Source organism: Paenibacillus sp. DCT19 (genome assembly GCF_003268635.1).
Lineage (GTDB): Bacteria > Bacillota > Bacilli > Paenibacillales > Paenibacillaceae > Paenibacillus.
This window is the reverse complement of sequence record NZ_CP029639.1, coordinates 5,288,050-5,302,546: the sequence shown is the minus strand read 5'-3', so window position 1 is coordinate 5,302,546 and position 14,497 is coordinate 5,288,050. Positions and strand designations below refer to the sequence as shown.

The 14,497-nt window shown below is 48.9% G+C and carries 12 protein-coding genes; 11 read left to right on the top strand and 1 reads right to left on the bottom strand.

All coding sequences use genetic code 11. From position 1 onward, the window contains the following. Positions 1 to 230 precede the first annotated feature (230 nt). Complete coding sequence (locus tag DMB88_RS24215) at positions 231 to 515, bottom strand: hypothetical protein (RefSeq protein WP_128103396.1); 285 nt, start codon at positions 513 to 515, stop codon at positions 231 to 233. A 193-nt stretch (positions 516 to 708) separates the two neighbouring features. On the opposite strand from DMB88_RS24215, the gene DMB88_RS24210 reads away from it, so the two are divergent. The 11 genes from DMB88_RS24210 to DMB88_RS24160 all read left to right on the top strand — a co-directional run bounded on the left by DMB88_RS24210 (position 709) and on the right by DMB88_RS24160 (position 14,218). Next, the gene (locus DMB88_RS24210) at positions 709 to 1,533 is read left to right on the top strand and encodes a GT-D fold domain-containing protein (protein WP_254438327.1); all 825 of its coding nucleotides are present in this window, start codon (positions 709 to 711) and stop codon (positions 1,531 to 1,533) included. Between the two features lie 67 nt (positions 1,534 to 1,600). Then, complete coding sequence (locus DMB88_RS24205; protein ID WP_254438326.1) at positions 1,601 to 3,172, top strand: glycosyltransferase family 2 protein; 1,572 nt, start codon at positions 1,601 to 1,603, stop codon at positions 3,170 to 3,172. A 630-nt stretch (positions 3,173 to 3,802) separates the two neighbouring features. Then, a complete protein-coding gene (locus tag DMB88_RS24200; RefSeq protein WP_128103395.1) occupies positions 3,803 to 4,081 on the top strand; it encodes a glutaredoxin family protein in 279 nt (92 codons plus the stop codon). 460 nt (positions 4,082 to 4,541) lie between these two features. After that, positions 4,542 to 5,885: an LLM class flavin-dependent oxidoreductase gene (locus DMB88_RS24195; RefSeq protein ID WP_128103394.1), complete on the top strand. Its 1,344-nt coding sequence runs from the start codon at positions 4,542 to 4,544 to the stop codon at positions 5,883 to 5,885. 690 nt (positions 5,886 to 6,575) lie between these two features. Then, complete coding sequence (locus DMB88_RS24190; RefSeq protein ID WP_128103393.1) at positions 6,576 to 8,216, top strand: ABC transporter substrate-binding protein; 1,641 nt, start codon at positions 6,576 to 6,578, stop codon at positions 8,214 to 8,216. 42 nt (positions 8,217 to 8,258) lie between these two features. Further along, the gene (locus DMB88_RS24185; protein WP_128103392.1) at positions 8,259 to 9,191 is read left to right on the top strand and encodes an ABC transporter permease; all 933 of its coding nucleotides are present in this window, start codon (positions 8,259 to 8,261) and stop codon (positions 9,189 to 9,191) included. Positions 9,192 to 9,209: 18 nt separating this feature from the next. Next, positions 9,210 to 10,127 (top strand): ABC transporter permease, encoded by a 918-nt coding sequence (locus DMB88_RS24180; protein ID WP_128103391.1) that lies wholly within the window; start codon positions 9,210 to 9,212, stop codon positions 10,125 to 10,127. A 124-nt stretch (positions 10,128 to 10,251) separates the two neighbouring features. Next, entirely contained in the window at positions 10,252 to 10,800 is a 549-nt protein-coding gene (gene ssuE / locus DMB88_RS24175) for an NADPH-dependent FMN reductase (RefSeq protein WP_128103390.1), read from the top strand. 89 nt (positions 10,801 to 10,889) lie between these two features. Further along, positions 10,890 to 11,762: a LysR family transcriptional regulator gene (locus tag DMB88_RS24170; RefSeq protein ID WP_128103389.1), complete on the top strand. Its 873-nt coding sequence runs from the start codon at positions 10,890 to 10,892 to the stop codon at positions 11,760 to 11,762. A 67-nt stretch (positions 11,763 to 11,829) separates the two neighbouring features. After that, positions 11,830 to 12,888, top strand: coding sequence for an LLM class flavin-dependent oxidoreductase (locus tag DMB88_RS24165; protein ID WP_128103388.1), 1,059 nt, complete (start codon positions 11,830 to 11,832; stop codon positions 12,886 to 12,888). Positions 12,889 to 12,961: 73 nt separating this feature from the next. After that, on the top strand, positions 12,962 to 14,218 hold the full coding sequence (locus tag DMB88_RS24160; protein ID WP_128103387.1) for an amidohydrolase: 1,257 nt from the start codon (positions 12,962 to 12,964) through the stop codon (positions 14,216 to 14,218). Positions 14,219 to 14,497 lie beyond the last annotated feature (279 nt).

Genomic DNA, 14,497 nt, shown 5'->3' with positions numbered 1-14,497 from the left:
AGGGGAGGAAATGCCGTGAAAGTAGCCAAACGCAACAGGCCCGCTGGAGCCTGGGTAACCGGCAAGTCCAGGGGTACCCATCCGGCAGCATTTCAGGGTCAAGGACATTGGAAAGGCACAGGAAATAGCAATTCTAATCGGCCACGTGTGGGTATGAGCAGCGCTTCAGGGCGAACTACAGTGATCCGAGCAGCGGAGACGCTGTTTCATGCGCAAGCAGGCGCTTCTCTTCACCATGGTGAACCTCGCGAACAGCGTGCGAGTGGAGAAGTCTCGGTAAGGAGCAGAGCCGCAAGTAAGCCCAAGAGCAAGGCTGGTGCGAGTGCTCGTTCAGGTGCCCCGTCCAAAATGCGGGGCACAAGCGTTGCGCTGCCAGGTCGCAGACGGGCTGCGCGCAAGCCCTCAGGCGCGCGGGCTGCAGCACGCACGCGCCATGGCTCACGGGCAAGCGCAGGGCGCAAGCCCGGAGCAGCGCCCGGCGGGCGAGCGATCGCCGCCCGCAACACCCAGCGCACGGCTTCGCGCCGTGCGCTTACGCCAGCACCGCAGGCCAGCACGCCAAGGGCGTTGCCTGCCAGCGGTGCTGGCGCCGCCCCGCAAGCGACACTCCCGCAGGGTGTCGCCGCCGCGGGGCGGGAAGGCGCTGCCCCAGGTATGGGCAGCGCACAGGGCTTGCCGCCAGCGCAGCACGCAGTGCATGCGGCGGCTGTGCCCGGCGGCTATGCCGAGGGCTACCGCGACGGTGTGTTCGCGGGCGGGGAGGCGCTGGTGGCGCAGCACATCCCGCCGGATCATATTCTGCCCGCCGTTGCGGCGGCAGATCTGATCGCGGCGGGATTCCGCCAATACGCGCCCAGCCTGGCGAGGCTGTCCAGCCCCCATGAGGTGGCTGAACAGCTTGTGGGCGCATTGGATGCCCAGCGCCCCCTTTCCGTCGTTCGCCTAGGCGATGGCGAACTGTTGGCCTTGGCAGCCGATACGGTGCTGCCCGCGGAGGAGGTGCAGGAACTCGCACCGTTTCTGCCTTATGCAGGGGTGCCACGTTCTACACCTGAGATTCGGGCTACGCTCGCCGAAGCCATTCAAGGTGCAGATTGTGTCGGGGTTCCGATCTCGCGGGCACCCACATTCCAAGGGTTGCTTTTTCCTGTCTTACGGCACTTTGGAATCGATTGGTCACGTCTGAAGCTGACTAGCTCCACCATCAATTACGGATTGCATCAGTCAGGTCTATTGCTGCCTGTTCTACATGGGCGGCGGGTATTGTTAATCGGCAGCAAGGCTCATGAACTGGGGGTACTGTTTCAATCTCATGGCATTCATGTTGTGGGGGTTATCGGTTCTGTGGAAGGATATGCAGATATTCCAAGGGTGATGCAGCAGACAGCAGAGACGGCTTTTGACATTGCACTCGTTGCTGCCGGAATTCCGGCCGTGATCATATGTCGCCGAATTGCAGGCGAACTTGGCAGAGTTGCGTTGGATTTTGGACATTTAGCTGACAAACTGGTTACAGGAGAGCTTCATCTCTAATGAATGCCGAGGGCAGAGCTATATCATCTGCGCTCGGCTCTCATTGAAGAGAAATGGAGGGGGAAGCATGAGGAGCAGTAGTCATACATCTGGTGGTTCAGGGAAACGTGCTGTTGGAATGACCGCAGCTACACGCAGTCTTGAATCGGAGCGTGTTACTTTACACTCGGTAAACAAACGTGTAGGGCAAAAGTCTAAGCGCAGACGAACTGGACGACGGGCAGCCAAAGGTGCAAAGTTATATAAGCAGGGTTATCGCAGAGGGTACGATCAAGGAGTAGCGCAGGGACAGAGCTCGTTCGGTCTTGTTTTTGAAGGGGTAAGTATCATTATCCCCACTTACAATCAACGTGATTATGTGTTGAAATGTATTGCGAGCATTGAAAAACATACACCAGCCCCCTACGAGATTATCGTTGTGGACAATGCCTCCAAAGATGGTACAGCACAAGCCTTGCTTCGCATTGGCGGTGTGGTCAGAGTGGCTGCGTTGGACGTGAACCGTGGATTTGCAGGCGGGGTAAACTATGGCTTGATGATGGCGCGAGGTAGACATATCGTCGTTCTGAACAATGATACCCTAGTCACACCAGGCTGGCTCGACAACATGATGGCATGTCTGGATAGTGATCCGAAGATCGGTGTGGTTGGGCCAGTAACGAACTACATCGGCGGTGATCAGCAGATCGAGGTTCCTTATCGTGAAGTGGCGGATATGTGGTCATTTGCGAGCCAGCATAATCGTCCGGATGCGAAGAAGCATCGGTTAACGGATCGACTGGTTGGGTTCTGCTGGCTGTTCACGCGTGAGTTATGGGAGCGTGTCGGTTATCTGGACGAAGGCTATGCTGTCGGCAACTTCGAGGATGATGATTGGATCATCCGTGTGAAGCTGGCTGGATATGAGCTTGCGGTAGCTGGGGATGCTTTCATCCATCATTTCGGAAGTGTGAGCATGAAGGCGTTAGGTGAGCAGAATTACGTGGTGGTCAACGAAGGGAACGAGCAGTTTTTTTCAAAAAAATGGGGAGATCCTCATGCGCTTGTTACAGAAACAAACCAACTTGCACTTCGTGGAATGCCTTCCACCGTCTCGGTGAACAAGCAACAGGTAGATCCAAGACAACGCATATCCACTCAGGGAAGCGCAGATCTTACATTATCATTCAGACGCAGCAGTGAGTTCTATCCAGAGGGCTCATTCATATCGGATGCAAAAGGAGAGGTCTACACCTTGGTTGGTGGACAGCGTCGCAAATTAAATATCCCTGTACCACGCGGTATTTCACCCGTTCAGATTGCCAAACCTGAACTGCTCAGCATTCCTGTGGGAGAGGCGGTGGAATCAACGAGCGAAGTACAGGCATGGCCGCTGGAATTTCATCAGGTGCAGGGCTCATCCATGGAGGGCTCACAAAAGGTTTGGCCGGAAGGAACGATTGTTGCAGCAGCAGATGCACCGGAGATCTGTTACCAGATTAGCGGGGGCAAACGCAGAAGGTTTGTAACGACTTATGTATCCGAGCGCTGGGGCGTACATTCTGCGCATGTTGTGCACATGCCTGTAGAGCAATTACGCTTGATCGAAGAAAGCTGGCCTATTATTGCCCCACCGCAGCTCTTGAACGAAGATTTGTAATGATTGGAGCAGCGTTCGTGAGGCTTAGGGTTCGCTTGATGTGGAATGAAGTGTTGTGGCACGACGATCAAATTACGCCGCCTTCATTCCACATTCAATGATTACATACGGTGTGGGAAGGGAACGCTTCAGCCCCCATCCATGCGAAAAATAACCAATGTGCCATTCAAGACCTCTTCCCATCTGCGGTGACTGCTTCTGATGAAGACAGCTATCATAGATGGGAAGGGGCTTTTTTGTATGACCAGACTAATTCGTAGTGACGGGTTAGCCTTTGCTGATGATTGTTTTGTTTTGTATGTGCATAACGCGCAACAGATGGTTCAATGCATGCAAGCTTGCGAGAAATATTCCTCTAGGAGTGCAACATGTCCTATTTCCCCAGAAGCCTGTGAAGCCGCCTTATATAAGCGGATAAGAGTAGCCTTTCTTTTTTAATTGAGCCCCAAATTAAATTTTTAAATTTAATCTTTCTATCCGGTTATAGGTTTATTCTATTAGCAGATGGATTGACGCCTGATAGGCACGGGAGTACATTTATAGCCATAATTCTTATTTAACAGATAGGAATTAATGGTCTGGGATAGTAACCCCTGATCATAATCTTGAATCCAATCAGGAGGTATGTCGATGTCTTCTTCATCCAAAAAAGTAGTGCTCTGGAGCAAAACAGGTTGTCATTTTTGCGGGGAGGTCAAGGCATTTTTGACCGAGCGAAACCAGCCTTTTGAGAACATTGAAGTACAAGGCAACGACGTATTGAGAGATGTATTGGAAGCCAAGTATGGTATCCGTCATGTACCTGTGATTGAGGTAGGCAAAGACGGCAAGTATGAAGCCTTGCTAGAGGCGGATTTGGAAAAACTGGTAGAGCTTCTTGAACGCCAGGACGAAGCGGCAGCCGTTTAAGAGGTTGTTCAAAAAGTCCCCTTTTCTCGGTACTGAAAACCGACCTTTTTGAACACGCACTTTAAGTTGGATCGTAATAGATCTTTTTGTAAAAGCAAACTTTCCCGGCTGCGATGGGCTGTTATCACGGCATAGGGTAGTCGGGAGAGTTAATTTTGACCTATACATGACTAAGGTAAAGTGTTCCTTTGGATTATCCAATGCACATATAGAAAAGTTCTATAAGAAACATAGTTGACCCATTAGCAGGGCAGTGATAAGATTTGTGAAATTAAAACAAACCAAACTCATAGGAATAGTTAACTTTTATTGTTTTCTCAAATTGTTGAATAGTCGGAAAGCCTGAGAGAACAGCGTTTGGGATGGTTGCTCTGCGAACGTGGGTCATTATCAATAACTTCTAGGTTAACGAATATAAGTGGTTATCCCATCATTTACTCAGAGAGAGGCGGAAGCGGATATGACGGCAAAACGTAGTTTGAAATTTGGAGCGATTGTACACGGGGTTGGAGGTAGCATGACCACTTGGAGACATCCAGATGTACAGGCGGATGCAAGTGTGAGCTTTGATTTTTATAAACGCCAAACGTTAAAAGCAGAAGAAGGCAAGTTCGATCTGGTATTCATAGCAGACGGTCTGTACATTACAGAGAAATCCATTCCCCATTTTCTAAATCGATTTGAACCAATTAGCATTCTGTCTGCGCTGGCTGCAATCACGTCCAAAATTGGTCTGGTTGGAACCCTATCGACTTCATATAGTGATCCTTTCACGGTTGCTAGACAGTTCGGTTCTCTGGATCTCATCAGTGATGGCCGTGCTGGTTGGAATGTTGTAACTTCTCCGCTGGAAGGCTCCGCCAAAAACTATAGTAAAAGCAATCATCCAACCCATCCCGAGCGTTACCGGATTGCTACAGAATATTTGCAGGTGACTAAAGGGCTGTGGGATTCATGGGAAGATGATGCATTTGTAAGGGATAAAGAAAGTGGCGTATTCTTCGACTCATCCAAGCTGCATACGCTCAATCATGAGGGCGAGTTCTTCTCCGTTCAAGGTCCACTCAATATTGCCCGTTCACGTCAAGGTCAACCGGTCATTTTCCAAGCAGGTTCTTCCGAGGATGGTAAGACACTAGCGGCACAAGAGGCGGATGCAGTCTTCACTGGGCATGATACGATCGAAGAGGCTCAAGCATTCTATAAGGATGTCAAAACTCGCGCTGCTTCCTATGGTCGCAAACCAGAAGATATCGTGATCCTTCCGGGAATTAATCCTATTGTGGGACGTACTGAGGAAGAAGCGGAGCGTAAATATGAGGAAATTGCAAATCTAGTGACAATTGAGAAAGCACTTGATTACTTAGGTCGTTTCTTCGAGCATCATGACTTCTCCCAATATCCACTCGACGAACCATTCCCTGAGCTGCATGGCATTGGAAGCAACAGTTTCCGTAGCGGCACAGATAAAATTAAGCAGAATGCCAAAGAGCAAGGGCTTACCTTGCGCGAAGTAGCATTGCGAGCAGCAACACCTAAGAGCAAGTTTATTGGAACACCTGAACAGGTGGCAGACAAAGTGCAAGAATGGTTCGAAGCCGAAGCGGCAGATGGTTTCATTATCGCTTCTGAGCTACCAAGCGGACTGTCTGATTTCGTAGAACTTGTTGTCCCAATCCTGCAAGAGCGTGGTCTCTATCGTACGGAATATGAGCATGATACATTACGAGGCAATCTGGGCGTGCAGATTCCAGCTAATCGGTACACTGTAGCCCGCCAACAAGCCGAACCACAACAAGCATAATTAGAGGAAGTTCAAAAAGTACGCTTTTGATTACGAAGGATGCCTGACGGCATCATCAGCGTCGAATATGGGATTCAGCCGAAATGTCCGTTGCTCACGTAGTTTTGCCTACGTTCCGCTACTCCATTTCTAGCTTCATCCCATCTTCTAGGTACTGAAAACCGTCCTTTTTGAACATGTATTTGAAGAGGAAGTTCAAAAAGTTCGCTTTTGATTACGAAGGATGCCTTGCGGCATCATCAGCGTCGAATATGGGATTCAGCCGAAATGTCCGTTGCTCACGTAGTTGCCTACGCTCCGCTACTCCATTTCTAGCTTCATCCCATCTTCTAGGTACTGAAAACCGCTCTTTTTGAACATGTATTTGAAGAGGTAGTTCAAAAAGTTCGCTTTTGATTACGAAGGATGCCTTGCGGCATCATCAGCGTCGAATATGGGATTCAGCCGAAATGTCCGTTGCTCACGTAGGTTTGCCTACGCTCCGCTACTCCATTTCTATCTTCATCCCATCTTCTAGGTACTGAAAACCGTCCTTTCTGAACATGTATTTGAAGAGGAAGTTCAAAAAGTTCGTTTTTGATTACGCGGCATGCCGATAGGTCATTTTTTTACGAATTAAAACCAAGTTATCTTATAGGTTATATTGATTAATGATTCAATGACACCTGTATACACAGAGGGGGAAGCGATATGAGCAGGTCTATTCGATGGATGAAATATATGGCTTTGGCAGCAGCACTAATACTGGTATTATCCGGATGTGGAGCTGGCAGCACATCAGACGGAGCTGCTCAAGCTTCGGGTGGTAAGCAGTCTGCACCAGCAGAAGGCGGCAATCTGACGTATGCACTTGCGACATCTCCTGACACGCTTGATCCTCATCGAAGCGGATTAGCGGTAACGGTACGTGCAATTCGGACGATCTATGACAACCTGGTGGTTCAACTACCAGATGGCTCCATTAAGCCTTGGTTAGCCAAAGAGTGGAGTGTATCGGACGACGGCACAAGTTACACGTTCAAGCTACGGGATGACGTGAAATTCCATGACGGCACGCCGTTTAATGCAGAAGCGGTCAAGTATAATTTGGATCGCGTTATCGATCCAGCTACCAAAGCTGCCAATTCTCTAGCCCTCATTAGACCGTATAGCTCCTCTGAGGTCATTGATGAATACACAATTAAAGTTAATTTGGCACAGCCATCACAGGCATTCCTCGGCAACCTAAGTCAAGCGTTGCTTGGCATTGTGTCTCCAACTGCTGCGAAGAAATATGGAGATCAATTGGGGAAAAACCCGGTAGGTACCGGGCCTTACACGTTTGTAAAATGGGATGAAAATGCGGATATTGTTGTTGCCAAAAATAAAGATTATGCCTGGGCACCTGAGACCGTAGAAAATCAGGCTGCGCCTCACCTAGATACAATTACCTTCAAAATTGTACCTGAAGAAGCCACGCGTATCGGAAGTGTACAAAGTGGTCAGGTGCTCGCAGCCGAGACGGTTCCACCGCAAAATATTGCGGCGCTGAAGGGTGATCCGAATCAGCAGCTGTTGCAGGCGAATACTGTGGGACTGCCTTACACCCTCTTTTTCAACCTACGCAAAGCCCCTTGGGATAATGTGAAAGTTCGTCAGGCCGTTCAATCTGCCGTGGATGTGGAGACCATCGTCAAAACGCTGTATCTAGGCAATTACGAACGTGCATGGTCTGCGCTATCTCCAGGAATTTTGGGTTACGATGCTTCGTTAGAAGGCAGCATTAATCCGGACATCAACAAGGCGAATCAATTGCTGGATGAAGAGGGATGGGTTAAAGGAACGGACGGAATTCGTGCTAAGGATGGGAAGAAGCTGACACTTCGTTATGTAGATGGCTCTCCTAACCGGGAAAAACGCAATGATATCGCGGCTATTATTCAACAACAGTTGAAACAGGTGGGCATTGCGGTTGAGGTTGAGATTACAAAAGATATTGCCACTGTCATATATCAGAACTGGGATTATGATCTATACGGTAATAGTCAGGTCAATTCTGATCCTAATGCCTTGTATGCCTTCTATCATACGAGTGCAGAAGGGGAGCGTCCAACGTTGTCTGGTCTGGCAGATCCTGAAATTGACAAACTGTTGGAGCAAGGCGCGGTGGAGACCGATCCGGACAAACGGGTGGAAATCTACCATCAGGTTCAGCAATATTTGATTGATCAGGCTGTCATTTTGCCAATCTACGTCTTCCCTTATACTGTCGCTGCATCCAAGACCGTTCAAGGTGTGAAGTTCGATGCACTTGGATACCCTTTGTTCAACGATGTAACCATTCAGCCATAACATGTTCAGCATTTTACGTAGTTAGGAAGGAGACGACCCGGTATGGTTCAAACGGTACTGACACGGCTAGCAACATCACTTTTCGTTATTTTCGGAGCTTCGGTGCTGGTATACTGCATCATGTATCTTCTGCCGGGTGATCCGGTTCTGCTGATGTTAGACCCATCCTCTGCTACACCGGAGATGATCCAGAACTTGCGGGTTCAGCTAGGTCTGGATCAGCCGTTTTACATCCAGTTCGCACACTATTTTGGCGATATGCTTCGTGGGGATTTTGGTAAATCCATGATTAATTCTGACCCGGTGCTGCCTAAAATCTTGGAGCATTTCCCTGCAACACTGGCACTGACGGCGCTTAGTTCCCTGATTGCCATCACGATTGGCATTACTCTAGGTGTGTTGTCAGCCATTCATCGTAATGGAGTAATTGACTTTATTGCTCGCCTTGTGGGATTATTCGGGATTTCGATGCCTACCTTCTGGACGGGAATTCTGCTCATTCTTTTGTTCTCCGTGCAGCTTGGTTGGTTTCCGGCGATGGGTTCAGATGGATTCAGTTCACTGGTGCTGCCTGCGGCAACACTAGGTTTAGTGGGTGCAGGATTTATCGTGCGAATGGTACGTAACAGTATGCTGGAAGTGATCAATGAACCGTTTATCGTGGCATTGCGAGCCAAGGGGCTCTCGGAACGGGTCATTATGTATGGTCATGCACTACGAAATGCATTGATCCCAGCTGTAACGGTTATCGGTATGCTTATTGGTGATTTACTTGCAGGGACTGTTGTCGTGGAGACAGTCTTCTCCAGACAAGGAATTGGCCGAATTATTGCAGATGCCCTTATGTCTAAAGACTTGCCGGTGGTGCAAGGTGTCGTATTTTTTACAGCGATCATCTATGTGGTGTTGAACTTGCTCGTGGACATATCATATGCGTACATCGATCCAAGAGTAAGACGTGCAGTGCGAGCTTAATCGGGAGGAGGAATCTTCATGAGCATGAAACCATTGGTTGGTGACAAAAAAGCATGGTTGGGGCGTAGAGGACGTATTCGCTTATGGAATCGCCATTCATGGCAAGCACGCTTCTCGCTCGCCATCTCGCGATCATTCTTCTATGCTGCCTTACTGATTGTGGTATTTACGATTGCTTGTGCCATTGTACCGGGCTGGATTGCACCTTATTCGCCAACGGAGATGTTGACTGATGCCATCCTTCAGGCTCCCTCTTGGGCTCACCTGTTTGGAACGGATTATTTTGGCAGAGATATTTTTAGCGTGGTTGTGTACGGTAGCCGAGATTCGTTGTTGATTGGTTTCGCTTCTGTTCTCGTAGGCGGTCTTGCAGGCAGCGCGCTTGGGATTATATCCGGTTATATCGGTGGTATTGTAGATTCAATCATCATGCGTGCAGTGGATATATTGATGGCTGTTCCTGGTGTGCTGCTTGCTTTGTCTGTGGCGGCCGCTCTTGGGCCAGGACTGCTAAACATTGCTTTGGCGGTTGCGGTAGCTTCCATTCCGGGTTATGCACGGGTTATGCGTGGGCAGGTTATGTCTGTCAAAGGACTTCCCTTTATTACCGCAACACGCTCGCTCGGTGGTTCCAATACACGTATTTTCTGGCGTCATGTGCTTCCGCATTCCTTATCACCGTTGTTGGTTATGGCAACGCTCGGGGTGGGAACGTCCATTTTGACCGGATCTGGGCTTAGCTTCTTAGGCCTCGGGGTGTTGAAGGAAATCCCTGATTGGGGAGCGTTACTCTCCCAAGGAAGAGGTTATCTGACGGTGGCTTGGTGGATCTGTACTTTCCCAGGGCTGGCAATTACGTTGTTTGTACTGGCGGTTAATCTGATTGGAGACGATATCCGTGATCGACTTGATCCCAAAGTAAATGGGGCGGCGTAGACCCTAACGTTATTCTATCTTTTTGATACCAAAGACTACAGGGAATTGAACATGCATTATATAAGTGCGTATTCAAAAATGTCGGTGGGACTTTTTGAACAACATCCATAAGGAGGAATTATTAATGTCACATGTCGTTATTATTGCAGGTTCTCCGTCCAAACTCTCACGTTTGACGGGGCTAATTGACTACAGTGTAAGCCAGCTAAGCGAGGCAGGAGTTACCGTTGAAGTTATTCATGTAGCAGACCTACCTGCCGAAGATTTGGTGCAGGCTCGATTTGATAGCACGTTCATTCGGGATGCTCTAGCGGTAGTTGAAGCGGCAGACGCAGTAATCGTGGCTACCCCGGTCTATAAGGCTGCATACTCAGGCGTATTGAAGTTGTTCCTGGATCTTATTCCTCAAGAAGGACTACGAGACAAGGTGTCGCTTCCACTAGTGATTGGTGGGTCTATTGCACATCTGCTTGCGATTGATTATGCGTTGAAGCCTGTACTGACAGCTCTTGGAGGTAGACATATCCTTGGTGGAGTGTACGCAGTCGATCAAGGTATCGAACGGTTGGACGGAGATAAGTATGTATTATCGGCCGAGATTACAACACGTTTGGATCGGTCACTCGAAGAATTAAGATTGACACTGGAAAAGGATGGTATTACGATAGCCTAAAACCAAGTAATTAGATCGGTAAAATAAAATAAAATTTAAAGGTCAACTGATTGGAGCAAAGCGTCAGTGACGTGGATACGGAGGCACTTATGAATATCGAAAATATTGAAGCGTTTGTATACATTAATCATTACGGAAGCTTCAATAAGGCTGCCGAAGTACTCTTTTTGTCCCAGCCTTCCGTGACCGCACGTATCCAGTCGCTTGAACGTGAACTCGGATGCAAGTTGTTTGACCGATTGGGCAAGCAGATTGTGCTAACGGAGGAGGGGCGTAAATTCCTCCCTTATGCACAGCAGGTGCTGCAAGTGATTCAGAAGGGCAGACAGAAAATCCAACAACGCCGGACTACGCCTGATGCGCTGCGCCTCGGGAGCACTGTTTCTGTCTCGAATTATGTTATACCGGATTTCCTGCCCAAGATTAAGGAAGCCTACCCGGAAGTCAGCATTAAATTAACGACAGCTCCGACCGACCAGTTGGTCGCCAAGTTATTGAATCAAGAGATTGATCTCGCTTTTGTACGTAAGGTCATGCATCCGGCAATTCGGACAGTCGCTTTTTATGAAGATCCGATCCAGTTGTATGTGTATAAAGGGCATCCGTTTATTGAACGTGGGCATGTCAGCATGGAGGCGATTCGAGACGAGAGGTTGGTCTTCTTCGAATGCGGATCACTGGACTGGCTACGTATTCACAGAGCCTTTGACTCACTGGAACATCCGCCGGATATTACATATCATGTAGATCATTCGGAAACGGCGAAGAAACTCGTTATGCAGGGCGCAGGAATTGCCTTTTTGCCTGCACTCACGGTGCAGAAGGAAGTGGAAGAGCAACAACTGTTTCCTATTCAGGTACACGAGGTTGCCGGGGTCTCCTTGCAGATTAGTGTCGTTACGTTAAAAGAAGAACATTCTCCGTTTGCAGAGCCTTTTGGGGAGCTGCTGCGGCAGCTATAGCATGTTGGATATTCGTACTGCGAATCATATGTTTGAACTCGAATGATTAATTTAGGGGGAACTTCACATGGGCATTCGTATTGGGATATTGGATCAGACTCCAATCTATGAATGGGAGAAGCCAGCGGATGCATTTCGGCATACGGTTGAGCTTGCTCAGCGAGCGGAAGCGCTTGGATTTCATCGTTTCTGGGTATCAGAGCATCATGATTCAGAGCATGTGGCAGGCTCTTCACCAGAAATACTCATTGCTCATCTGATTAATCACACGAAACGGATTCGCTTGGGCTCCGGAGGTGTAATGCTTCAGCATTACAGCCCTTATAAAGTGGCCGAGAATTTCAATATCCTTGCGGCACTCGGAGAGGGAAGAATTGATCTGGGTATTGGGCGTGCACCAGGAGGACTGCCCCGCTCGACCCAAGCGCTGCAACAAGGTATCCAAGAGGCAGCCTCGCTTAAAGAGAAGATTGCTCAAGTAAGGAAGTTTATTCATAACGAGCCTGAACAAGATTCGTCCCATCCTTTAGCTGGATTGAAAGCTTCACCTGTATCCGAAATTCCAGCCGAGCTGTATGTACTCGGGGCAAGCCCGGACAGTGCTGGTATGGCAGCAGAGCTTGGATTGCCCTATGTGTTCTCCCTGTTTATCAACAGTAATCAAGAGGTGGCTCAAGAAGCCTTGCGAATCTATCGTGAACAATTTGACCGTTCTACAGGTCGTGAGCCATATGCGGCACTTGCGCTGTCGTTAATTGTGGCAGAGAGTGAGCAAGAAGCCGAGGAGCTAATCGGAGAGCATAGACCGATCAAGATTTTTTTGGAAAGTGGTAAAACGCTGACGGTACTTTCAGAGGAACAGGTAGCTGAATTTGCTAAACAAACGAATGAATCCTATCGAACCGAAGTGCTAGAACCAAGCGTGACCCGAGGTACGAAGGAATCTGTGGGGAAAGCGCTGCGTGATTTTCAGCAAAAATTTGCTGTGGATGAGCTGATTATAACGACCTCCACGCGTGATTTTGCGAAACGAATCCGTTCGTTTGAATTGCTGCGAGAAGCTCTGGAGGAGCACGGATTAATTGAAGATGTGGAAGCCGTAAATGTTGCGGAATCCGTGATATAGCTAGGGTGTGTTTTCAGACACGTCCTAATCATTACAGAATTCGTACACGATCATGGAGAGAGGGAGCGATGACATGAGTGATCTGAAACTGTCGGAACAGCGTGAAGGGCATGAATTACAGCAAGTGGAGCCAGAGCCTCATCTCAATCACAAGCCAGCAACTCCTACAGAACAGGATGAAGCATTGGCTGCTCGCTTGATTGAAATCCGGCGTCAGCTTCACCGTAATCCGGAATTATCCGGAGAGGAATTCGAAACGACCGCAGCCATTCGAGGCTGGTTGGAAGAAGAGGGCGTAATCGTTGCGACGGATTATAAGCTGCGTACTGGATTGATCGCAGAGATCGGACAGGGAGATGGCCCGATTGTTGCTCTGCGTGCGGACATTGATGCTCTGCCCTTACAAGAAGAGACGAAACTTGAATACGCATCCCAGATTGATGGCAAAGCCCATGCCTGCGGTCACGATGCGCATACGGCTATTCTCATCGGGGCTGCACGGCTGCTCAAACAGCGTGAAGCCCAGCTTCAGGGCAAGGTGAGGCTTGTATTCCAGCCTTCTGAAGAGAAGGCAACAGGTGCAAGACAAGTCATTCAAAGTGGTGCGCTCACCAACGTTGGTGCCATATTTGGCTTGCATAACAAACCGGATCTGCAGGTAGGTACAGTGGGCATCCGCGAAGGAGCACTTATGGCGTCAGCAGATGGGTTTGTCGTCAAAGTGGAAGGTGTTGGCACTCATGCGGCAGTTCCTGAAGCGGGCATTGATCCAATCGTAGTCGCTTCCCACATCGTCACAGCGCTGCAAGCAATCGTAAGTCGAAATGTTGGTGCGCAGGAAAGTGCTGTAGTCAGTGTAACTAAAATCCACAGTGGAACTGCATGGAATGTCATTCCTGATGAAGCGATTCTGGATGGAACGGTGCGTACTTTTGATGAGAAGGTACGGGCGCGGATTCGGGAACGCTTCAATCAGGTCGTCTCAGGTGTAGCGGCGGCTTATGGTACACGTGCGTCAGTACGCTGGATACAAGGCCCACCGGCAGTGGTGAATGATGCCTCGTTAGCCGCTGAAGCAGAACGGGTGGCTGAGCATATCGGATTGAAAAGCGTTAAACCATTGCCGTCTCCGGCAGGTGAGGATTTTGCTTTTTACCAAAAAGAAGTTCCGGGGCTATTTCTCTTCCTTGGCACATCCGGACGCCATGAATGGCACCACCCTGCATTCGATCTCGATGAAAGAGCACTCCCGCTTGGGGCACATCTCTTGGCAGCCCTTGCGGAACAGGCTCTTGAGAACCTACAGGCACAACAGCCAGCGGCTGACTAATTGCTTGAAGATTGGAATAGCACGAAATGTCAGAAAACAGATGGCAATAGAGTAGCTGACAAAGGATAGATTTTAAAGAACAGCTACCAAAGAATAAATGCTAAAAAGAAAGACGTTGCAGGCAAATTTGTCTTTTTTTCGGTGTAGAGAATCTGCCTGCTTACTGTACGTTTCTTTGCAAATGATCATGCCAAAAGGCTTTATGGACTAAGGGTTCCCATAAAGCCTTTTTGTGTTACTCGACTATCGCACCGCGTGATCCTTATGATTATTTCAAAG